General features: G+C 74.2%; 20 protein-coding genes. 8 read left to right on the top strand and 12 right to left on the bottom strand.

The window, feature by feature from the left end; genetic code table 11:
• Positions 1-78: 78 nt before the first annotated feature.
• On the bottom strand, positions 79-1248 hold the full coding sequence (locus Q6347_RS11160) for an ATP-binding protein (protein ID WP_304607380.1): 1170 nt from the start codon (positions 1246-1248) through the stop codon (positions 79-81).
• The gene (locus tag Q6347_RS11155) at positions 1238-2563 is read right to left on the bottom strand and encodes a PP2C family protein-serine/threonine phosphatase (RefSeq protein ID WP_304607379.1); all 1326 of its coding nucleotides are present in this window, start codon (positions 2561-2563) and stop codon (positions 1238-1240) included. The genes Q6347_RS11160 and Q6347_RS11155 overlap by 11 nt, the downstream gene beginning before the upstream one ends.
• A gap of 143 nt (positions 2564-2706) precedes the next feature.
• On the opposite strand from Q6347_RS11155, the gene Q6347_RS11150 reads away from it, so the two are divergent.
• Positions 2707-4968, top strand: coding sequence for an AAA family ATPase (locus Q6347_RS11150; RefSeq protein ID WP_304603713.1), 2262 nt, complete (start codon positions 2707-2709; stop codon positions 4966-4968).
• Between the two features lie 43 nt (positions 4969-5011).
• Positions 5012-6250 (top strand): phosphoglycerate dehydrogenase, encoded by a 1239-nt coding sequence (gene serA, locus Q6347_RS11145; protein ID WP_304607378.1) that lies wholly within the window; start codon positions 5012-5014, stop codon positions 6248-6250.
• Between the two features lie 9 nt (positions 6251-6259).
• Here the strand turns inward: serA and nrdR are convergent, their stop codons facing one another.
• Both nrdR and Q6347_RS11135 read right to left on the bottom strand, forming a co-directional pair.
• The gene (gene nrdR, locus Q6347_RS11140) at positions 6260-6745 is read right to left on the bottom strand and encodes a transcriptional regulator NrdR (RefSeq protein WP_304603711.1); all 486 of its coding nucleotides are present in this window, start codon (positions 6743-6745) and stop codon (positions 6260-6262) included.
• Positions 6746-6838: 93 nt separating this feature from the next.
• Entirely contained in the window at positions 6839-7180 is a 342-nt protein-coding gene (locus Q6347_RS11135; protein ID WP_304603710.1) for a LysM peptidoglycan-binding domain-containing protein, read from the bottom strand.
• Positions 7181-7402: 222 nt separating this feature from the next.
• Here Q6347_RS11135 and lexA point away from each other — a divergent pair, with 222 nt between their 5' ends.
• A complete protein-coding gene (gene lexA / locus Q6347_RS11130) occupies positions 7403-8146 on the top strand; it encodes a transcriptional repressor LexA (protein WP_304603709.1) in 744 nt (247 codons plus the stop codon).
• 33 nt (positions 8147-8179) lie between these two features.
• On the opposite strand, the gene Q6347_RS11125 is transcribed toward lexA, so the two are convergent.
• From Q6347_RS11125 to hflX, 3 genes are read right to left on the bottom strand one after another with little or no spacing between them, the layout of a single operon-like run.
• A complete protein-coding gene (locus tag Q6347_RS11125) occupies positions 8180-9139 on the bottom strand; it encodes an L-lactate dehydrogenase (RefSeq protein ID WP_171247763.1) in 960 nt (319 codons plus the stop codon).
• A 10-nt stretch (positions 9140-9149) separates the two neighbouring features.
• The gene (locus tag Q6347_RS11120) at positions 9150-11195 is read right to left on the bottom strand and encodes an ATP-dependent DNA helicase (protein ID WP_304607377.1); all 2046 of its coding nucleotides are present in this window, start codon (positions 11193-11195) and stop codon (positions 9150-9152) included.
• Between the two features lie 52 nt (positions 11196-11247).
• Positions 11248-12777: a GTPase HflX gene (gene hflX / locus Q6347_RS11115; protein ID WP_369810837.1), complete on the bottom strand. Its 1530-nt coding sequence runs from the start codon at positions 12775-12777 to the stop codon at positions 11248-11250.
• Between the two features lie 73 nt (positions 12778-12850).
• On the opposite strand from hflX, the gene Q6347_RS11110 reads away from it, so the two are divergent.
• The gene (locus tag Q6347_RS11110) at positions 12851-13468 is read left to right on the top strand and encodes a class I SAM-dependent methyltransferase (RefSeq protein WP_304603814.1); all 618 of its coding nucleotides are present in this window, start codon (positions 12851-12853) and stop codon (positions 13466-13468) included.
• Between the two features lie 44 nt (positions 13469-13512).
• On the opposite strand, the gene Q6347_RS11105 is transcribed toward Q6347_RS11110, so the two are convergent.
• The 3 genes from Q6347_RS11105 to miaA are packed head-to-tail and all read right to left on the bottom strand — an operon-like array spanning position 13513 to position 16498.
• Positions 13513-14586, bottom strand: coding sequence for a hypothetical protein (locus tag Q6347_RS11105; RefSeq protein WP_304607376.1), 1074 nt, complete (start codon positions 14584-14586; stop codon positions 13513-13515).
• On the bottom strand, positions 14583-15518 hold the full coding sequence (gene dapF / locus Q6347_RS11100; RefSeq protein ID WP_304607375.1) for a diaminopimelate epimerase: 936 nt from the start codon (positions 15516-15518) through the stop codon (positions 14583-14585). The genes Q6347_RS11105 and dapF overlap by 4 nt, the downstream gene beginning before the upstream one ends.
• Positions 15515-16498 carry a tRNA (adenosine(37)-N6)-dimethylallyltransferase MiaA gene (gene miaA / locus Q6347_RS11095; RefSeq protein ID WP_304603704.1) on the bottom strand — a complete coding sequence of 328 codons (984 nt, stop codon included), beginning with the start codon at positions 16496-16498 and terminating at the stop codon, positions 15515-15517. The genes dapF and miaA overlap by 4 nt, the downstream gene beginning before the upstream one ends.
• Positions 16499-16551: 53 nt before the next feature.
• Between miaA and Q6347_RS11090 the strand changes: the two genes are divergently transcribed.
• A complete protein-coding gene (locus tag Q6347_RS11090; protein ID WP_304607374.1) occupies positions 16552-17022 on the top strand; it encodes a hypothetical protein in 471 nt (156 codons plus the stop codon).
• A 1-nt stretch (position 17023) separates the two neighbouring features.
• Here the strand turns inward: Q6347_RS11090 and Q6347_RS11085 are convergent, their stop codons facing one another.
• Positions 17024-17623: a hypothetical protein gene (locus tag Q6347_RS11085; protein ID WP_304607373.1), complete on the bottom strand. Its 600-nt coding sequence runs from the start codon at positions 17621-17623 to the stop codon at positions 17024-17026.
• A 110-nt stretch (positions 17624-17733) separates the two neighbouring features.
• Here Q6347_RS11085 and Q6347_RS11080 point away from each other — a divergent pair, with 110 nt between their 5' ends.
• Positions 17734-18225: a YbjN domain-containing protein gene (locus Q6347_RS11080; RefSeq protein ID WP_304603702.1), complete on the top strand. Its 492-nt coding sequence runs from the start codon at positions 17734-17736 to the stop codon at positions 18223-18225.
• Positions 18222-18731: a YbjN domain-containing protein gene (locus tag Q6347_RS11075; protein ID WP_369810836.1), complete on the top strand. Its 510-nt coding sequence runs from the start codon at positions 18222-18224 to the stop codon at positions 18729-18731. The genes Q6347_RS11080 and Q6347_RS11075 overlap by 4 nt, the downstream gene beginning before the upstream one ends.
• 18 nt (positions 18732-18749) lie before the next feature.
• On the opposite strand, the gene miaB is transcribed toward Q6347_RS11075, so the two are convergent.
• Positions 18750-20384: a tRNA (N6-isopentenyl adenosine(37)-C2)-methylthiotransferase MiaB gene (miaB, locus tag Q6347_RS11070; RefSeq protein WP_304603701.1), complete on the bottom strand. Its 1635-nt coding sequence runs from the start codon at positions 20382-20384 to the stop codon at positions 18750-18752.
• 146 nt (positions 20385-20530) lie between these two features.
• Between miaB and Q6347_RS11065 the strand changes: the two genes are divergently transcribed.
• On the top strand, positions 20531-21331 hold the full coding sequence (locus Q6347_RS11065; protein WP_171247773.1) for an amino acid ABC transporter ATP-binding protein: 801 nt from the start codon (positions 20531-20533) through the stop codon (positions 21329-21331).
• The last annotated feature ends 23 nt before the right edge of the window (positions 21332-21354 follow it).

The following is a 21354-nucleotide window of genomic DNA, read 5'->3' as shown; positions in this document are numbered from 1 at the left end:
GCATCCGGCGAACGCTCGCCCTGTCGGCGGAACGGCGGCCTCAGGTCCACCCGATGCTGGCCCGGCAGCGGACCCGGGTCACCGGGCCGCCGGCAGCGTCCACCGGACGGTGGTCCCGGTGGTCACCTCCGGGTCGATCCACACCCTGCCGCCGTGATGCTCGACGACCCGCTTGACGAGCGCGAGCCCGATCCCGGTGCCGCTGTACACCTCCTTGGGGTGCAGGCGCTGGAAGATCACGAAGACGCGTTCGGCGTACTGCGGGTCGATGCCGATCCCGTTGTCCGTGCACGCCAGCTCCCACTCCTCGCCGTCGGGGCCGCTCACCCGCCGGGCCGACACGTGCACGCGCGGCGGCCGGTCCGGGTGGGCGAACTTCAGCGCGTTGCCCACGACGTTGCGCATCAGCATCGTCAGCGGGCCGCGCTCCCCCTCGACCACCGGCAGCGGGTCGCTGGTCACCTCGCCGTCCTTCTCGGCGAGGCGGTGCGACAGGTCGGACAGGACCTGGTCGAGCACGTCGGACAGGTCGACGTCCTCGCGCCGGCCGCCGGAGCGCCCCACCCGCGAGAAGCTGAGCAGGTCCTGGATGAGCCGCTGCATGCGGTGCGCCCCGTCCACGGCGAAGGCGATGTACTGGTCGGCCCGGTCGTCGAGCTGGTCGCCGTAGCGCTTCTGCAGGAGCTGGGTGAAGCTGGCGACCTTGCGCAGCGGCTCCTGCAGGTCGTGGGAGGCGACGTAGGCGAACTGCTCCAGGTCGCGGTTCGACCGCTCCAGCTCGGCGGCCTGCTCGCGCAGCCGCAGGTGGGCGTCCTCCACCTCCTGGTGCGCCGCGCGGGCGTCGGCGACCTGCTCGACCAGCTCGCGCCGCATCGCCTCGACGTCGCGCGCCAGGGCCGCGACCTCGCCCGAACCCACCGGAGGGATCTCGTGGTCGTGCTCGCCCGTGCTGGCGGCGCGGACCTCGGCGGCCAGGGTGGCCAGCGGGACCGTCAGGCCCCGGCGCACCTCGCGCAGGACCGTGACGGCGACGCCGACGCCGACGCCGCCCAGCACGACCACCACGGCCAGGAGCACCTCGTTCCACACCCGGGCGTCGTCGATCGCCGCGGCGTCGGCACCGGCTTCCAGCAGCCGCTGCGAACCCAGCGTGGCGACCAGGGCCAGCAGCAGCCCGGCGACGAGGGCCACCGTCCCCCAGCGCAGCAGCCGGCGCGCGCGGTCCAGCACGGAGCGTTCAGGACCCATCGGGCCACTCCACGGAGTCCGCGAGCATGGCGGAGCGCTCGCCCGGCACGTCCTCGGACCCGGTCCAGCCGACGACCAGCATCGCGGCGTCGTCCGCCAGGGGGCCACCGTGCAGGCGCCGGACCCGGCGCAGCACCCCCTCGACGACCCCGCCGAGACCTGCGCGCTCGACCTCGTCGCGGACGAGGTCGGCCAGACCGGCCACGCCCACGCGCAACGCGGCCCGCCGCCGTCCGACCCGACCCGGTGCGGACGACTCGTCGGCGGCCAGCGACGCCTCCACCAGACCATCGGTGTAGGTGACGACCGCGAACGGACCCTCGAGCTCGAGCCGTTGCGACGTCCACCCCCCGGGCACCGGCACGCCGAGGGCGCGACCACGCTCGACCGGCGCGAGGACCTCGCACCCCAGGGTGCCGTCCGTCCCGGTGAGGAGCATCGGGGCGAGGTGACCGGCGAGGCAGATCTCGACGGCGGACCGGTCGGCCTGCACGGTCACCTGGCACAGCGTCACGAAGATCTCCGGACGCGCACGTTCGGTGTGCAGCACCGTCTCCAGCGCGGGGAAGATCGCCTCGGGCGGGGTCCCGGTGAGCACGAGCGTCCGCCACGCGGTCCGGAGCGTCGCGCCGAGCGCGGCCTCGTCGGGCCCGTGGCCGGCGACGTCCCCGATCACCGAGAGCACCCGGCCGTCGGGCAGCTCGACGGTGTCGAAGAAGTCTCCGCCGAGGAGCCCCTCCCCGCCGGGCAGGTATCCCACGAGCACGGACACGGCCTCGTCGTCGACCAGGGGCGTGGGCAGCAGAGCCTTCTCCAGCCTCGCGGTCTCGGCCGCCCGGATCCGGCCGCGGTACAGGGCGCGTTCCTGCTCCGCCGACCGCCGGCGCTGCAGCGCGTAGCGCAGGGACCGGCCGAGCAGGTCCGGTCCGACCTCACCCTTGACGAGGTAGTCGTCGGCCCCGGCCGCCACCGCCTCGACGCCGAGATCGACCCCGCTGTGCCCCGTCAGCACCACGAGGGCGGGCGAGGCGGCGTGCCGGGCGCCCACGTGGCGCAGCCGCTGCACGGCCGTCAGACCCGCCGCGTCCGGGAGCCCGAGGTCCACCAGGAGGCAGTCCACCGCACCGGTGGCGACCTCGGCCGCCGCCTGGGAGACCGACACCGCGCGACGCAGCTCGACGTCGATCTCCGCGTCGGCGAGGAGCTCGGTGACCAGCAGGGCGTCGCCGTCGTCGTCCTCGACCAGCAGGACGCACGGCAGCGCGCCCCCCGCGGGGTCCCCGGCCTCCTCCTGACCCCCGTCGCCGCTGCTCATGGTCGGGATCCTATGCGCCGCTGTGGTCCACGTCACCGGTGGCGCGGCGGCGCGCCGCCCCAGATCACCCGGGGCGGGACACGACAGGGGTCACGGACGTGGAATGATGGTCGGCCGCACACCGAGCAGCACCTGGAGGACGCGTGGCGGGCAGGCACGACGAGCTGGCACGCGAGCAGGCGGTCGTCGACCGCCTCTACGCGCGACTCGACGAGCTGCGCGCCACGGCGCGCGCGCGGCTCGCGGCGGTCCGGCGCGAGGGACCCTCCGGCTCGCCGCAGAACCGTAGCGAGCGCGACGCCTTCGCGACCATGTACGAGGACCGCGCCGCCCGGCTCGACGCCGTCGAGGACCGCCTCGCCTTCGGCCGTCTCGACCTCGAGTCCGGCGAGGAGCGGTACATCGGCCGGATCGGCCTGACCGACGACGAGCACCGCGCGCTGCTGACCGACTGGCGCGCACCCGCCGCGCAAGCCTTCTACCGCGCCACCGCGCGCCACCCCGACGGCGTGCGACGCCGTCGGCACGTGGTGACCGCCGGACGCACGGTGACGGGCCTGGAGGACGAGGTCCTGGACCTGGACGCCGTCGACGACGGCCTGGACGCCTCCAGCCTGTCCGGGGAGGGAGCGCTGCTGGCGTCCCTGGCGCGGCGGCGGACCGGGCGCATGTCCGACATCGTCGCGACCATCCAGGGCGAGCAGGACCGCATCGTGCGGGACGAGCTCGGCGGCGCCGTCGTCGTCCAGGGCGGTCCCGGGACGGGCAAGACGGCGGTCGCCCTGCACCGTGCCGCCTACCTGCTGTACGCCCACCGGCGGCTGCTGGAACGCTCCGGCGTGCTGCTCGTCGGCCCCAGCCGCTCGTTCCTGCGGTACATCGACCAGGTCCTGCCCTCCCTCGGCGAGACCGGCGTGGTGTCCACGACCATCGCCGAGCTCCTGCCCGGGGTGACGGCCGACGCCGTCGAGGACCCGGTCGCCGCCGAGATCAAGGGCCGTCTGCTGTGGCGCGCCGCGGTCAAGCGTGCCGTGCGGGCCCGCGAACGGGTGCCCGCGACGGACGTGCCGGTGCGGATCGACGGGGTGGAGCTGCACGTGCGCCGCCGCGACGTGCGCGACGCGATCTCCCGGGCACGACGGACGCACAAGCCGCACAACGAGGCGCGCGCCACCTTCGTGCGCGAGATGCTCGGCCAGCTGGTCGAGCAGTACCGCGAGCGCACGCAGCGCGAGGTCACCGAGCACGACCTCGCCGTGCTCACCGAGGACCTGCGGGCGGACCGTGACGTGCGCGTGGCGATCAACCTGGCCTGGTTCCCCATCACGCCCGAGCGGCTCGTCGCCGACCTGTGGTCCAAGCCGCACCGCCTCGCCGAGGCGGCACCCGAGCTGTCCGACGCGGAGCGGGAGGCGCTGCGCCGCGACCCCGACGCACCCTGGACCGAGGCCGACGTGCCGATCCTGGACGAGGCCGCGGAGCTGCTCGGCGAGGACGACAGCGTCGCCCGGGCCGAGGCCCGGGCGGCCGAGGCGCGGCGCGCCGCCGAGATCGAGTACGCCCGCCAGACGCTCGCCAGCACCGGTGCCGGCCAGGGCATGGTCGACGCCGAGACGCTGGCCGCGCGGTTCGCGGAGTCGGGGCCGTCCCTGACGACGGCGGAGCGGGCGGCGGCGGACCGCTCCTGGACCTACGGCCACGTCGTGGTCGACGAGGCGCAGGAGCTCAGCCCGATGGCCTGGCACACGCTGGTGCGCCGGGTACCCTCCCGGTCGCTGACGATCGTGGGGGACGTCGCCCAGACGTCCTCGGCGGCCGGCGCCCGGTCCTGGCAGAAGACGCTCGGCTCCGTGCTCCGCGACGGCTGGCGCCTGCACGAGCTCACCGTGTCCTACCGGACCCCCGCAGAGGTCGCCACGACCGCGCAGCGGGTGGCCGTGGCGGCGGGTCTGCCCGTCTCGCCCCTGACCGCGGCGCGCGACGCGCCCGACTCCCTCGTCGTCGCCCCGACGGACGACCTCGTGGGGGAGACCGCTCGCCGTGCCGCCGAGGAGGCCCGCCGGCACGTGGACCCCGACGGCGCCGGACGCGTGGCCGTCATCGCGCCGGCGGACCGGGTGAGCGGACTGCGCGGCGCGGTCGCCGCCGCCGTCGGCGAGGCGCTGGGGCCCGAGGAGGGCCGGCGGCTGGCCGCCCAGCGTCCCGAGGACGCGCAGGTCCTCGTGGCCTCGCCGCGGGAGATCAAGGGTCTGGAGTTCGACGCCGTCGTCGTCGTCGAGCCGGCGGCGGTCGCCGCCGGGGCCGGCGGCTGGGGCGACCTGTACGTGGCGATGACGCGCCCCACGCAGCGCCTCGTGGTCGTGCACGCCGGCGAGCTCCCCGCGGGGCTGATGCACGAGGGGTGAGACACGTTTGGCCCCGGTGCCCCGCGAGGCGCACCATAGGGGCGTGCTGCGCGCCCTTCTTCTCGAGAACATCCACCCCGACGCCGTCGCCATCCTGGAGTCGGCCGGGATCGAGGTCGAGTCCCGCCCCGGTGCCCTCGACGAGTCCGAGCTGATCGAGACGCTCGCCGACTTCCACATCCTCGGCATCCGGTCCAAGACCCAGGTCACCCGCCGGGTGATCGAGGAGTCCCCCGGCCTGCTCGCGGTCGGGACGTTCTCGATCGGCACCAACCAGATCGACCTCGGGGCCGCGGCGGGCCACGGCGTGGCGGTCTTCAACGCCCCGTTCTCGAACACACGCTCGGTCGTCGAGCTCGCCGTGTCGGAGATCATCGCCCTGACGCGGCGGCTCACCGTCCGCGACAAGGCGCTGCACGACGGCCTGTGGGACAAGACGGCGGACGGGTCCCACGAGGTCCGGGGACGCACGCTGGGCATCATCGGCTACGGCAACATCGGGTCCCAGCTCTCGGTGCTCGCCGAGAACCTCGGCATGAACGTCGTCTTCTTCGACACCTCCGAGAAGCTGGCCCTCGGCAACGCGCGCCGTGCGGAGACCCTCGGCGAGCTCCTCGAGACCGCCGACGCCGTGACCATCCACGTCGACGGCCGGCAGGGCAACGCCGGTCTGTTCGGCGACGACCTCTTCGCCCGGATGAAGCCGGGGGCGATCTTCCTCAACCTCTCCCGCGGCTTCGTCGTGGACGTCGAGGCCCTGCGCGAGCACATCCTCAGCGGCCACCTCGCCGGGGCCGCCGTCGACGTCTTCCCGACCGAGCCGAAGAAGCGTGGCGACCACTTCGAGTCGCCGCTGCGGGGACTCGACAACGTCATCCTCACCCCGCACGTGGGCGGGTCGACGGAGGAGGCCCAGCAGAACATCGGGCAGTTCGTCGCCAAGAAGCTCCGTGACTACCTGCTCACGGGCTCGACGATGCTGTCCGTCAACCTGCCGAACCTGCAGCTCGAGCACACCGGCGTGGGGCGCATCGCCCTGCTGCACCGGAACGTGCCCGGCGTGCTGGCGGCGGTGAACCAGGTCTTCGCCGACCACGGGGCGAACATCGAGGCGCAGATGCTGGCCACCCACGGCGACCTGGGCTACGTGGTCACCGACATCTCCGACGTGACGCACCGCGGTGCGTCGAGCAAGCTCATGGCGATGGACACCACGGTGCGGCTCCGTATCCGCGACGCCTTCGACCGTCCGGAGTTCCCGCCGGGGCCCGCGGCCGGCTGAGGTCGGCGGTCACTCCTCCGACGCGCCGGCGCCCGACGTCTCGCGCTCGAGCCGCTCGGCACGCAACGAGGTGATCGCCGCCTCGAAGTCCTCGAGGGACTCGAAGGCCTGGTAGACCGAGGCGAACCGCAGGTAGGCCACCTCGTCCAGCTCACGCAGCGGGCCGAGGATGGCCAGGCCGATCTCGTAGGCGTCGATCTCCGCGCTGCCCGAGGACCGCAGGGCCTCCTCCACGCGCTGGGCGAGCAGGGCGAGGTCGTCCCCGCTGACCGGCCGGCCCTGGCAGGCCTTGCGGACCCCGGACACCACCTTGTCGCGGCTGAACGGCTCGGTCGCCCCGGACCGCTTCACCACCGACAGGCTCGCCGTCTCGATCGTGGTGAACCTGCGCTGGCAGGACGGGCACTGGCGACGACGGCGGATCGCCGCACCGTCGTCCGAGGTCCGCGAGTCGACCACGCGCGAGTCGGCGTGTCGGCAGAAAGGGCAGTGCATCCGAGATCTCCTGCGGTCGGTGCCGAGCCCCTGCCCGGCTGCCCGACGAAAGTATGCGCAGGCCCGGGCTCGGTGCAACACAGCACGGCACCGCTACGACCGCGGGAGCACCAGCACCTGCCCGACCTGCAGCGACGAGTCCGGCATGCCGTTGAGGTCGCGCAGCTCGGCGACGACGACGCGCAGGTCCTCGCCGGGCTCCGCCAGCCCGGCGGCGAACTGCCAGAGCGTCTCCCCCGGGGCGACCGTGTGCAGCCGGACCTCGATCGGCTCCCCCGGCGAACCCGCCACGGCCTGGGACCCCGCCAGCGCGACCGGCAGGCTCACCGCCACCGCCAGCAGGAACAGCACCAGCCGACCACGCGCCGTCAGTCGCAGACCCGCCAGACCCCACCGGTCCAGGAGGCCTGCCGATCGTGTCTCCGTCGTCGCCATGACGTCCGTCCCTCCGTGGTCGCGATCCTTCGTACACACGTTCGTCGAACACCTGTTCCCTTGATACCACGACCGCGCGACACACGTCGAGAGATCTCGAACAGATGTTTGATGTCGCAGGTGATCTGGCCTAGGCTGACGACAGCGGGATGGCAGGAATGTCGGGTTCGGGCCGGGCGTGCCGGCCACCCGCACCTCGAGACGGCACCAAGGGAGCGACGGATGGCGACGCGACAGGACAAGGACGCGAGGGGCGCCGGCAGCGGTCTGGCGTCGGTCTCGGAGCTCGCGCCCGGGGCGGACCGGCTCACGGCGCGGCAGCGCGGCGTCCTGACGACCATCCGCGAGTCGGTGGAGTCCCGCGGGTACCCCCCGACCATGCGCGAGATCGGCGAGGCCGTCGGGCTGGCGAGCCCGTCGTCCGTCAAGCACCAGCTGACGGTGCTCGAACGCAAGGGCTATCTCCGGCGCGACCCCCACCGCCCCCGGGCGATCGAGGTCGTCGACCCCGACACGGGCCGGACCGCCAGCACCGACGACCGGCCCGCCCGCACCGCTCCGGCACCGGACGGCGAGGGCGAGGAGACCCCCGTGCCGTCGTACGTGCCCCTGGTCGGACGCATCGCCGCCGGTGGTCCGATCCTCGCCGAGCAAGTGGTCGAGGACGTCTTCCCGCTGCCCCGGCAGCTCGTCGGCGACGGCGAGCTGTTCCTGCTCAAGGTCGCCGGCGACTCGATGGTCGACGCGGCGATCTGCGACGGCGACTGGGTCGTGGTCCGGCGCCAGAACGTCGCCGAGCAGGGCGAGATCGTGGCCGCCATGATCGACGGCGAGGCCACGGTCAAGACGTTCAAGCAGTCGGACGGCCACACGTGGCTGATGCCGCAGAACGCGGCCTACTCCCCCATCGCCGGCGACGAGGCACAGGTGCTCGGTCGCGTGGTGGCGGTGCTCCGCAGCCTGTGAGACCGGCCGCCCGTCCGCGCGGGCGGCACCCGGTCAGAGACCGAAGCGGTGCAGCACCGCGCGCACGCTCTCCGCGGAGGCCCGCAGCCCGGCGGCCTCCTCGTCGGAGACCGGCGTGTCGATCACCGTGGTGGCGCCCCGGGCGTCGACCAGCGTGGGCATCGACAGGCACACGCCGTCGATCCCGTGGAAGCCGTCGACCCGGGTGGAGACCGGCATCACCCGGTGCTCGTTCTTCAGCACGGCCTCGACGATGCGCGTCGCGGCGAGGCCGACGGCGTAGTTGGTGGCCCCCTTGCCCGAGATCACCTTGTAGGCCGACTCGACGACCTCGCGGGCGATCGTCGCGCGCGCCGCGTCGTCCAGGGGCGGTCGGCCGGGCAGGGCCTCCCACTCGAGCAGCGGCACGCCCGCGATCCGTGCCGAGCTCCACAACGCGATCTCCGAGTCGCCGTGCTCGCCGGCCACGTACGCGTGCACGTTGGCGGTGGCCACCCCGCAGTGCTCGGCGAGGGCCGCCCGCAGCCGGGAGGAGTCCAGCACCGTCCCCGACCCGAAGACGCGCTCCGGCGGAAGACCCGAGACCTGCTGGGCCGCGAAGGTCACCACGTCGACGGGGTTGGTGACCATCACGTAGATCGCGTCCGGAGCGACCTCGACCAGACCGGGCAGGATCTTGCGGGTCAGCCCGATCGTCGCCTCGGCGAGGTCGAGCCGGGACTGTCCGGGCTGCTGCTTCGCACCGGCGGTCACGACCACCACGTCGGCCCCGCGGCACACCTCGACGTCGTCCGACCCGATGACCTCGGCCTCGGGGACGAACATGCGTCCGTGCTGCAGGTCGAGCACCTCCGCGTCGACCTTCGCCTTGTTCACGTCCATCAGCGCGACCGTCCGCGCGGTACCGCGCGCCAGAGCCGCGTACGCGAGGGTGGAGCCGACCGATCCGGCTCCGACGACGGCAAGCTTGGTGGTGCTGCGAGGAACGTTCACGCAGGACAGACTAGGTGTCCAGGCGCCGCAGCGCACCGCGGACCAGATGCTGGTCGGTGGTGCGCCAGAAGTCGGGCAGCGACCGGGTCAGGAACGATCCGTACCGTGCCGTGACGAGCCGCGGGTCGAGGATCGCCACGACACCCCGGTCGTCCTGGGAGCGGATCAGCCGGCCGGCGCCCTGGGCCAGCAGCAGCGCGGCGTGCGTCGCGGCGACCTGCATGAAGCCGTTCCCCCCGGCCTGCTCGACCGCTCGGGCGCGGGCCGCCTTCACCGGGTCGTCCGGTCGGGGGAACGGGACGCGGTCGATCAGGACCAGGCGGCAGGCGTCGCCGGGCACGTCCACGCCCTGCCAGAGGGACAGGGTGCCGAACAGGCAGGTCGCCGGGTCCCGGGCGAACTCGGCCACCAGGCTCGGCAGCTGGTCGTCGCCCTGGCACAGCACGGGGACGTCCAGTCGCTCGCGCATCGCCTCGGCCGCCGCGGTGGCGGCCCGGCGGGACGAGAACAGACCGAGGGTGCGCCCGCCGGCGGCCTCGATGAGGCCGGCGATCTCGTCCAGCTGGGCGTCGGTCGTCGGCTCGCGACCCGGCGCCGGCAGGTGCTTGGCCACGTAGCAGATGCCCTGGCTGCGGTAGTCGAACGGGCTGCCGACGTCGATCCCCCGCCACGCGTCGTCCTCGGTGCCGGTCGAGGCGGCGAGCCCGAGGGACCGCGCCAGCGGGTCGAAGCTGCCGCCCAGCGTCAGCGTGGCCGACGTCAGGATGCCGGTACGCTCGGCGAGCAGCTGGGAGCTGATCAGCCCCGCCACCGCCAGCGGGGCCGCGTGGAGCCGGCCGACGCCGTCACCCCACGGGGCGTCGGCCGGCGGACGGGAGCACCACAGCACGTCGTCGCTCGTGTCCTCGGCGGCCATCCGCTCGGCGACGTCGAAGAGCTGCTGCACGGCCGACTGGGCCATCCGGATGCCCGCGTCCGGCTCGGCGCCGGACTCGGGCCGCAGCTCGGCGAGCAGACCGCGCGCGGCGTCCCGCACGGCGGACACCGCGGTGTGCAGGGACTCCGGGAGGCCCTGGGGGTATCGCTCGGCGGGGACGGAGGCCAGGACCTGGGCGAGGCCCTGCGCGGCCGCGTCGAGGTCGTCGGTGGTGCGTCCGCCGTGGCGACGGGCGAGGCGGGCCGCGTGCTCGACCGTCCCGGCCGCGAGGTCGACCGTTGCCGCCGAGGTGATGCGGTCGGCGAGCTCGTGCGCCTCGTCGACCACGAGTACGTCGTGCTCGGGCAGCACGTGCTGGTTCCCCGAGGCGGCGATGCCCAGCATGGCGTGGTTGGTGACGACGACGTCGGCCTCGCGGGCCGTGCCGCGGGCCTGCTCCGCGAAGCACTCGTCGAACACCGGGCAGCGCTGACCGAGGCACTCCAGGGACGTCACCGAGACCTGCCGCCAGGCACGGTCCGGCACGCCGGGGACGAGGTCGTCCCGGTCGCCGGTGTCGGTCTCCTCGGCCCAGGCGTGCAGCCGCCGGACGTGGTCGGCCAACCGGTCCGACCCGGCGTCGCCGCCGCGCGCCGACGCCGGGTGCTGCTCCGCGGCGGCGCCCTCGCCCGGTCCGGGGTCCGGGGGCAGGTCGAAGAGCGTCGCGTCGTCCGTCGGGTACCCGCCGGTGATCTTGTGCCGGCAGAGGTAGTTGTGCCAGCCCTTGAGCAGGGCCACCTGCGGGGGTCGCGGCAGCGCGGGCGCCACGGCGTCGGCCACCAGGGGCAGGTCCCGGGTGATGACCTGGCGCTGCAGCGCCAGGGTGGCGGTCGAGACCACCACCCGTTCGCCCTCGGTCACCGCGTGCCGGACGGCGGGGACCAGGTAGCCGAGCGACTTGCCGGTCCCCGTCCCGGCCTGCACGAGCAGGTGCCGTCCGTCCTCGATCGCGCGCGCGACCTCGGCGGCCATCTCCCGCTGACCCTGCCGGGGGCTGCCGCCCAGAGCACCGACGGCGCGGTCGAGCAGCGCGGGGACGTCGGGTGCGGGTGCGGGCTCGGCGGTGTCGGACGGGGTCACCGGAAGATCCTACGGGCGCGCACCGACGCCGCGCCGGGACGGTGCACGACCGTCACACGGCGACGGCGTCGAGCTCGGCCGCGAGCCCGGGATCGACCCGACCGCGCAGCCGCGTGCCCTCGGCCAGGTACTCCTCGTCCGTGAGCTCCCCGTGCTCGTGGACGCGGTGCACCAGGTCGCCGCGGGAGTAGGGCACGACGAGGTCGATCTCCACCGCCGGACGCGGCAGGGCGTCGGCGATCAGCTCCTTGAGCTCGGCGATCCCCTCCCCCGTGTGCGCCGACACCACGGCGGTGCGGCGCTCGCGCCGCTGGATCCGTCCCACGGTGACCGGGTCGGCGAGGTCGGCCTTGTTCAGCACGACGATCTCCGGGAGGTCCTCCACGCCGGGGATGTCCGACAGCACCTCGCGGACGGCGTCGATCTGGCCCTCCGGGTCCGGGTGGGAGGCGTCGACGACGTGCAGCAGCAGCGCGGCGTCGCCCACCTCCTCGAGGGTCGAGCGGAACGCCTCGACGAGCTGGTGCGGCAGGTGACGGACGAACCCGACGGTGTCGGCGAGCGTGTACAGCCGACCGTCCTCCGTGCGGGCACGCCGCACGGTGGGGTCGAGCGTGGCGAACAGCGCGTTCTCCACGAGCACCCCGGCGTCGGTGAGGACGTTGAGCAGCGAGGACTTGCCCGCGTTGGTGTACCCGGCGATCGCGACGTTCGGCACCGAGTGCCGACGACGCTCGAGGCGCTTGGTCTCGCGAGCGGGTGCCATCGCGGCGATCTCCCGGCGCAGCTTCGCCATCCGGTTGCGGATCCGGCGCCGGTCGAGCTCGATCTTCGTCTCACCCGGGCCCCGCGAGCCCATGCCGGCGCTCGCGCCGCCGACCTGGCCGCCGGCCTGCCGGGACATCGACTCGCCCCAGCCGCGCAGGCGGGGCAGCAGGTACTCGAGCTGGGCGAGCTCGACCTGGGCCTTGCCCTCCCGCGACTTGGCGTGCTGGGCGAAGATGTCCAGGATCAGGGCCGTCCGGTCGACGACCTTGACCTTGACGACGTCCTCCAGCGCACGCCGCTGGGACGGGGCGAGCTCGGTGTCGACGACGACGGTGTCGGCCCCGTTCGCGGCCACCATCTCGGCGAGCTCGACGGCCTTGCCGGACCCCAGATAGGTGCCCGGGTCGGGGTTGGCGCGCTTCTGCAGCAGGCCGTCCAGCACCTGGGACCCGGCGGTCTCCGCCAGGGCGGCGAGCTCGCGCAGCGAGATCTCGGCCTCCCGGGAGGCTGCCTCGCCGCCGGTGTGGAGCCCGACGAGGACGACCTTCTCGAGCCGCAGCTGGCGGTACTCGACCTCGGTGACGTCGTCGAGCTCGGTGGACAGACCGGTGACCCGGCGCAGCGCCGAGCGCTCGGCCAGGTCGAGCTGGTCGCCGTCGTAGGCCGAGTGCACGGTCCCGCCCTCGGCCCGGGCCGTCCCGGCCCTCGCGAGCACGCGCGCGACGACGTCGTTCGCGATCGACTGCGCGTCCCGGGGCTCCTCGGCGGCGGGCCCCGTCGCGGTCTGCTCGGGGTCGGTGGGGGTGTGGGTCAAGTCGTTCCTCTCGCTGGCTTCGGCGGGTACAACAAGGATCCCACGCGGTTTCGTCCCGACGAAGCGGATTACGATTCCCCCCGTGAGCGACCACTACTTCACGGCCCGCCCGGCGTCCGACGACGAACGACGCGGCGTCGTCGTCCACCTGGCCGGCCAGGACGTGACCGTGGAGGTCGCCCCCGGGATCTTCTCCCCCGGCGGTGTCGACAAGGGCACCCGGATCCTGCTCCACGAGCTGCCGCCGGCACCCGCGGGCGACCTGCTGGACCTCGGGTGCGGCTGGGGCCCGATCACGCTCACCGCGGCGCTCGAGAACCCGGTGACCACCGTCTGGGCCGTCGACGTCAACGAGCGCGCCCTGGACCTGGTGCGCCGCAACGCCGACCGCCTGGGCGTCGCCGACCGCGTCCGCGCGATGGCGCCCGACCAGGTGCCCGACGACGTGACCTTCGCCGCGATCTGGTCGAACCCCCCGATCCGCGTGGGCAAGCAGGTGCTGCACGACATGCTGCACCGCTGGCTGCCGCGGCTCGCTTCGCCGTCACCACCCGACGGGGGCGCGTGGCTCGTCGTGCAGAAGAACCTGGGCGCCGACTCTCTGGCCCGGTGGATCGAGACCGAGCTCGGGCTGGCGACCCGGCGTGCGGCGTCGTCGAAGGGGTTCCGCATCCTGCACGTGACGCGCTGAGGTCCGGGCCACCCGCGGCGCGTCACCACGGGCTCCCGCTGCGGTCAGGCGGCGAAGGCCGGGTACCCCGTCGGCTCCGTCTCGCCGCCCCAGGCCTCCGTGGCCCAGCGTGCCGCGGCGCCGCACGTGGCGGCGAGCTCCGGCATGGCGGTGCGCAGGTTGACGGCGGCCCACCGCCACCGCGACGTCATCAGCTGCCGGTAGGACGGCGACCGCCCCGCCGGGCCGACGTGCTCGCGTCCGGCCAGGGTGCTGTCCAGGAGCCACCCGGTCATCGCCAGGACGTAGGCCCCGCTCGCCCGCTCGACCTCGCGCTGCCACCCCTCGTGAGCGACGAGGCCCGGCGCGGACACCTCGAGCCCGGCGGTGAACTCGGCGAGCAGGGTGTCGGTCAGCCCGGCAGGCGGGTCGAAGACGCACCAGCAGGTCGCGAACGGCAGCATCGTGTAGGCCGCGACGAACGCCGGGGGCTGGACGACCGTCCCCTCGAGGTCGAGGAACCACCACCCGTCGGGCCGCAGCACGGCGTTGTCGGGGCAGCTGTCGGACGGGGCGAGCACGACCGGGCCGCTCCCGGCGGTGAACGCCGTGGCAACCTCCCGCGCCTCGGCGTGCAGCCGGTCGATGCGCGCCGCACCGCCCAGCAGCTCGCCCAGACGCGCGGCACCCCGGGTCACGTGCTCGACGACGTCCCACGGTCGCGCCCCCAGGAGCTCGCGCGCCTCGTCGACCTGGTGACGGCCGCTGCCCGCCAGTCGTCCGAGCTCCCGGGCCCAGCCGGACGCACCGGACCAGGCGGCCTCGCGGTCGGCACCCAGCAGCAGGTCGGCCAGCGTCGGCGGGTCGCCGAGGTCGGACATCACGAGCAACCGCTGGGCGCCGTCGGCCGCGACCAGGTCGGGCGTCCGGTCGAGCAGGGTCAGGCCGGTCCGCTCGCGGTCGTAGCCGCCGTCGTCCTCGCCGTGGAACTGCTTGACCACGACCGTGCTGCCGGCGTCGCCGCCGACGCGGCACCGCAGGACCGTCGACCGCGCCGAGCCGCCGAGGTCCTCCGGGTCGAGCAGCTGCGCGCCGAGGAGGGTCGAGGCCGCCTGCGCGACCTCGGCGACGTCCGTCACGACAGCTCGACCTCACCGGTGAACACGAGCTCCGCGGGACCGGCCAGCTCCACGTGCCCTCCGTGCAGCAGCCGGACGCGGACCTCGCCGCCGGGCACCTCGACGAACCAGGTCGACGGCACCCCGTGCGGGTCCTCGACCCCGTGGGCCGCCCAGGTGCGCACCGCGAGCGCCGCCGCGCAGGCACCCGTCCCGCAGGACCGCGTCTCACCGACACCCCGTTCGTGGACCCGCATACGGATCCGCCCGACGGTGCCGCCGTCGGGCCCCGGCTCCTCGCCGAGCGGGACGACGAGCTCGACGTTCGTGCCGTGCGGCGGGACGGGTTCGACCGCGGGCGGGCGGGCGAGGTCCAGGGCGGCGAGCTCGGCGACGTCGGACAGCGCCACGACGGTGTGCGGGTTGCCGAGGTCGATGCTGAGGCCGGGACGGGGGGCGTCCCACCCCGGGGTCAGGACCATGGCGTCGGCGCCGGCCGCGGCCGAGTCCGGGCCGCCGGACAGGGACCAAGGCCCCATGTCCACGGCGTACCAGCCGCTCGGCTCGCGCCGGACCCGCTTGACGCCACCCCGGGTGCCGAGCGCGAGCTCGCCGCCGCCGGACAGGTCGACGAGGCCGAGCTGCTCGGCGAACGCGGTGAAGACGCGCACGCCGTTGCCGCACATCTCGGCGCGGCTGCCGTCACCGTTGCGGTAGTCCATGAACCAGATGGCCTCCGGGTCCTCGGCGAGGACGGCGTCGGCGACCTCCTCCCCCGCCCGGGCGAGCGCCGCCGTCGGGGCGAGCCGGATCACGCCGTCGGCCCCGACACCGCTGCGGCGGTCGGCGAGGCGACGCACCTGCTCGGCCGTGAGGTCCATCTCGCCGCGGGTGTCGGCGAGGAGCACGAAGTCGTTCTGCGTGCCGTGCCCCTTGGTGAAACGTACGGTCATGAGCCCAGACTACGGCGCACGGGTCGGTCCTCCGGGACCGGCAGCTCGTCGGCGTCGGCGGCCCGGACCAGGGCCAGGGCGTCCTCGACCAGGGTGGGCGACCCGGCGTCCAGCCAGTGCACGCGCGGGTCGCGCCCGAACCACCCCATCTGCTTGCGGGCCAGCCGGCGGGTGTTGGTCACGACGGCCTCGCGCGCCTCGGCCTCGGTGAGGTCACCGGCGAACCAGCGCAGCAGCTCGGCGTAACCGACGGCGCGGGCCGCCGTCGTCCCGAGCCCGCCGCCGGTCCCGCCCTGCGCGGGCGAGGCCAGCGAGCGGACCTCCTCGACCAGCCCGGCGGACCACATCCGCTCCACCCGGCCGGCCACCCGGGCGTCGAGCACGGGCCGGTCGCAGTCCAGCCCGATCTGGACCGCGGGACGCACGTACTCCTGCCGCGGCAGGTTCGCGGTGAACGGCCGACCGGTGATCTCGACGACCTCCAGGGCACGCACGAGACGGCGGGTGTTCGCCGGGCCGATGGACTCGGCCGCGCCGGGGTCGAGACGGGCCAGCTCGGCGTGCAGCGCACGGGGGCCCTCGGTCTCGGCGCGTTCCTCGAGCCGGGTGCGGACCTCCGGGTCGGTGCCCGGGAACTCCATGTGGTCCAGCAGGGCACGCACGTACAACCCCGAGCCGCCGACCACGACCGCCCGGGCCCCGCGCGCGGCGACGGCGTCCAGGTCCGCGCGGGCCGCCGTCTGGTAGCGCGCGACGGAAGCGTCCTCGGTCGGGTCGAGCACGTCGAGCTGGTGGTGCACGATCCCTCGTCGCTCGGCCGGTGGCACCTTGGCCGTGCCGACGTCCATGCCGCGGTAGAGCTGGAAGGCGTCGGCGTTGACGATCTCCGCCGGCGCCGACGGGCGCGACAGCGCCTCGGCGAGGTCCAGGGCGAGGTCCGACTTCCCGGTGGCGGTGGGTCCCACGACGGCGACGATCACGGACCCACGGTACGACGCGGGGGGTGGGGGCCCGACGCCGTTAGGCTCTGCGGGTGCTGCTGCTGTCCACCCTCGCCGTGAGCCTGCTGTCGGGGCTCGTCCCGGTCGTCAGCATCGAGGTCTACCTCGGGGGTGTCGCGGCCGTGACGGACGTCAGCGCGGTCCCCGGCCGGGCCCTGGCGCTTGCGTTGGTGGCCGGCGTCGGGCAGACGGTCGCCAAGATGGTCTGGTACCTCGGCGCGGCCCGCTCCATGGAGACCCGCTGGGTGCGCGACAAGCTGGCGGTCGGCCGGCGCCGGGAGACCTTCGACCGGTGGCAGCGGCGGATCGCGGGGCGCCCGTGGCTGAGTGCCGTCGTGCTCCTGGCCGCGGGCGCGGTCGGGTTCCCGCCGCTGATGATCATGGCCGTCGTGGCCGGCTCGCTGCGGGTGCCGTGGGCGGTCTTCGTCCCGACGGTGCTCGTGGGCCGCACCGTCCGCTTCTGGCTGCTGCTCGAGGGCGTCGGCTGGTTCGCCGGAGGCTGAGTCAGTCGCCCCAGGTGACGACGTCGTAGGCGTCCGGGAGGTGCCCCCCGCCCGGCTCGGCCACCACGCGCACGGTCGCGGTCCAGCCGTGCCGGGCGGCGAGCTCGTCGAGCACGCCGCGGACCGCCGGCGCGCAGGCCGTCGGCCCGGCGGCCGCGTCCTCGGGATCGCCGCCGGCGACCACGAGCGCGTCCAGGCCGGACAGCTCGCCGAGGCCGTAGCCCACCGCGGCGTGGTCGTCGCCGGCCAGCTGCACCACGTGCGCCCGACGGGCGGCCTGCTCCCCCACCACCGCGGCCAGGGTCAGCAGGGCGACCGAGGCCGGCACCTGGGCGGTCGGGACACCGGCGGCGATCAGCTGCCCCGGCAGCCAGCGGTCGGCGACGCCGGCGGCGGCCAGGGCCGGGCGGCGGATCCCGGCGGAGCTGCGCGACGCGGGCGCGAGGACGCCCCAGCGGTCCGGCGGACCGCCGTGCGGGCCACGGACCGCGGCCAGGGCCCGCGACACGGCGGCGCGGACCGCCGTCAGCGGCCGCGCGTGACCGGCGGCGCCGGGGACCAGGAGCGGGGTCGCGGGCAGGACGACGGCACGGGTGGGCACGTTGCCAACCTACCGGGACGTGTAGCGTGGGAGGTGTGAGGTTCTTCGGGTCGCGCCGGATCGCCAGATCGTCAGCTGCATCGCGTGAGGAGCCCCTCGACGCTGACCTGTTGCGCAGCGACGTCGAGAACGTCCTGCTGGACGGGCCGGTCGGGCAGGTCGCCGGTGCCGCACCTCGGCCGGTGTCGCGCGAGCGCGTCAGCGCCTGGCTGGACGCCTCGGGGTTCACCTACACCGTCGACAACGACGGCGACCTCGGGGGCATCTGGCACGGCCGGGTGTTCTCCTTCCTCGTCCTCGGCGACGACGGGGAGGTCGTCCAGGTGCGCGGGCAGTGGCACCGCCAGGCCACGATCGAGCGCCTCGGGGAGATCCTCGAGGTCTGCAACGCCTGGAACGCCGAGCGCATCTGGCCGACGGCGTACGCACGGGTGCGCGACGACGGCACGGTCGTGGTCTGCGCGGAGGTCACCACGAGCCTGGAGCACGGCGCCACCGACGACCAGCTCGCCCAGGTCCTGGAGTGCGGGCTGTCCACCGGGGTGATGCTCTTCGAGCACCTGGACTCGGTGTTCCCGGACCCGCTGCAGGTGACACCGTGACGGGGCCGCTGCGACGGGCGGCGACCGTGGTGCTGCAGGCGGCGCGGCGCCGACGGGCCGACGACCCCGGACCGCCGGCCGCCCGCCCCACGCCGGTGACCGCCCGGCGGATCGGCGCCGACCTGGCGCGCCGCGGCTACCGGTTCCGCACCGACGACGACGGTGACCTCACGGGCACGTGGGACGGGCACCGCTTCTGGTTCCTGCTCCTCGGCGAGGACGGTGAGATCCTGCAGGTGCGTGGTCGCTGGTCCGGCTCCGTGCCGGAGAGCGCGCGGCCCGCGGTGCTGCAGGCGTGCAACGACTGGAACCGGGAACGGATCTGGCCGAAGGTCTACACCCGCGCCGAGGGGGGCGGACTGGCCCTGTACGGCGAGGTGTCGGTCGACCTGGAGCAGGGCGCGACCGACGACCAGCTCGCCGAGACGCTGTCGTGCGGTCTGGTGACGACGTCGCAGTTCTTCGCCGGGCTCGCCACCCTGGTGGGGCCCGAGGCCGAGGACTGAGGCCCCGGCCCGCCGGGGTCAGCGACGCAGCGTCGGCATCCCCAGCGTGACCGGGCCACCGGGCTCGCCGCCGTGGCCGTGGTCGTCGTGGCCCCCGCCGAGCCGCGCGGTCTCGCGCTGGGCCCAGGCGTCGCCGGACCGGGTGCGACGCACCGCGTAGGTGCCGCCGTCGAGCGCCGAGTCGGCGATCAGGTGGTGCGGTGCGGCACGGGTCACCTCGACGGTCACCATGTCGCCCGGGCGCGGCAGGGACGGGTCGAGCGCGCCGACCTCGGCCAGTCGCGGGTCCTCGAGCGAGACGGGCTGGTCGGCGAGGCCGCCCTCGGGCAGCACGCCGGCGGGCACCGCGAGGTGCACGAGCCGGTTGTCGGGCGCCCGTCCGGACAGCCGGTGCGTGGCGCCGTCCTTCTTCCCCGATCCTTCCGAGACGAGCACCTCGAGGGTGCGGCCGGTCTGCCGGGCCGACTCCTCGGCGCTGATCCGCTCCTGCAGGGCGAGCAGTCGGTCGAACCGCTCCTGGACGACCTCCTTGGGCAGCTGGTCGTCCATCTCGGCCGCCGGCGTCCCGGGGCGCGGGGAGTACTGGAACATGAAGGCCGAGCTGAACCGCGACTCCTGGACCACGCGCAGCGTCTCGGCGAAGTCCTCCTCGGTCTCGCCCGGGAACCCGACGATGATGTCGGTGGTGATCGCGGCGTCGGGCAGGGCGGCGCGCACCCGCTCCAGGATGCCGAGGAACTTGGAGGAACGGTAGCTGCGCCGCATCGCGCGCAGCACCCGGTCCGAGCCGGACTGCAGGGGCATGTGCAGCTGCGGCATGACGTTCGGGGTCTCGGCCATCGCCTCGATGACGTCGTCGGTGAAGGCGGCCGGGTGCGGCGAGGTGAAGCGGACGCGCTCGAGCCCCTCGATCCGTCCGCAGGCCCGCAGGAGCTTGGCGAACGCTCCGCGGTCGCCGAACTCGACGCCGTAGCTGTTGACGTTCTGACCCAGCAGCGTGACCTCGACGGCGCCGCCGTCCACCAGGGCCTGCACCTCGGCGAGGACCTCGCCCGGACGGCGGTCGCGCTCCTTGCCGCGCAGGTGCGGCACGATGCAGAACGTGCAGGTGTTGTTGCAGCCCACCGAGATGGACACCCAGCCGGCGTACACCGACTCGCGCCGCGTCGGCAGCGTCGAGGGGAACACCTGCAGCGACTCGGCGATCTCGACCTGGGCGGCCTCGTTGTGCCGTGCCCGCTCGAGGAGGACCGGCAGCGCGTCGAGGTTGTGCGTGCCGAACACGACGTCGACCCACGGGGCCTTGTCGACGATCTCGCCGCGGTCCTTCTGCGCCAGGCAGCCCCCGACCGCGATCTGCATCCCGGGCCGCTCCGCCTTGAGCCCGGCGAGCTGGCCCAGGTTGCCGTAGAGCCGCGTCGCGGCGTTCTCGCGCACCGCGCACGTGTTGATGACCACCACGTCGGCGTTGCTCGCCGCCTCGTCGGCGGCGGTGGCGCGGGTGTACCCCGCCTGCTCGAGCATCCCGGCCATGTGCTCGGAGTCGTGGACGTTCATCTGGCACCCCAGGGTGCGGACCATGTACGTCCGTCCGGCCCCGTCGGAGGGCAGGGACGTGGCGGTCTCACGGGGCGAGGGCATGGTGGTGGACATCGGTTCCAGGGTACGGTCCCGCGCGCCGCGGATCCGCCGTCGCAAGGTTGCCGATTCCCGGCTTTCCGGACAGTCGTTATCGAACCGTTGCCGACTCGGCGCGTGCTCGCACCCCACCGAAACGATCCACTGGTTAGGTTCATGACATGGATCACAGCGGAACGGCACCGGCGGACGACCAGCAGCCGCCGGCGGACGACTCGCACCTGGGCGCCCCCCTCGTCGAGCTCAGCGGGGTCGACAAGTACTTCGGCGACCTGCACGTGCTCCAGGACATCGAGCTGACCGTGCGGCGCGGCGAGGTGCTCGTGGTCATCGGCCCGTCGGGCTCGGGCAAGTCCACGCTGTGCCGCGCCATCAACCGGCTGGAGACGATCGACGGCGGCGAGATCCGGATCGACGGCCAACCCCTGCCCGCCGAGGGGCGGCAGCTCGCCCGGCTGCGTGCCGACGTCGGCATGGTGTTCCAGGCGTTCAACCTCTTCGCCCACAAGACGGTGCTCGACAACGTCACGCTCGGCCCCCGCAAGGTCCGCGGGCTGAGCAAGTCCGACGCCGAGGAGGAGGCCTTCAAGCTCCTCGACCGCGTCGGGGTGAAGAACCAGGCCGCGAAGTTCCCCGCCCAGCTCTCCGGCGGCCAGCAGCAACGCGTGGCGATCGCCCGGTCGCTGGCCATGCACCCCAAGGTGATGCTCTTCGACGAGCCGACCTCGGCCCTCGACCCCGAGATGATCAACGAGGTGCTCGACGTCATGGAGCAGCTCGCCAAGGAGGGCATGACGATGATCGTCGTCACCCACGAGATGGGGTTCGCCCGCAAGGCGGCCGACCGCGTCGTGTTCATGGCGGACGGCCAGATCGTCGAGGAGGCCACGCCCGAGGAGTTCTTCCACCACCCGCGCAGCGACCGCGCCAAGGACTTCCTGTCGAAGATCCTCACCCACTGATCTTCATCACGGCATCACCGGCA

It is taken from the genome of Isoptericola sp. b408, assembly GCF_030588085.1.
Classification (GTDB): Bacteria; Actinomycetota; Actinomycetes; order Actinomycetales; family Cellulomonadaceae; genus Isoptericola; species Isoptericola sediminis.
This window is presented reverse-complemented; position numbering and strand designations above follow the sequence as displayed.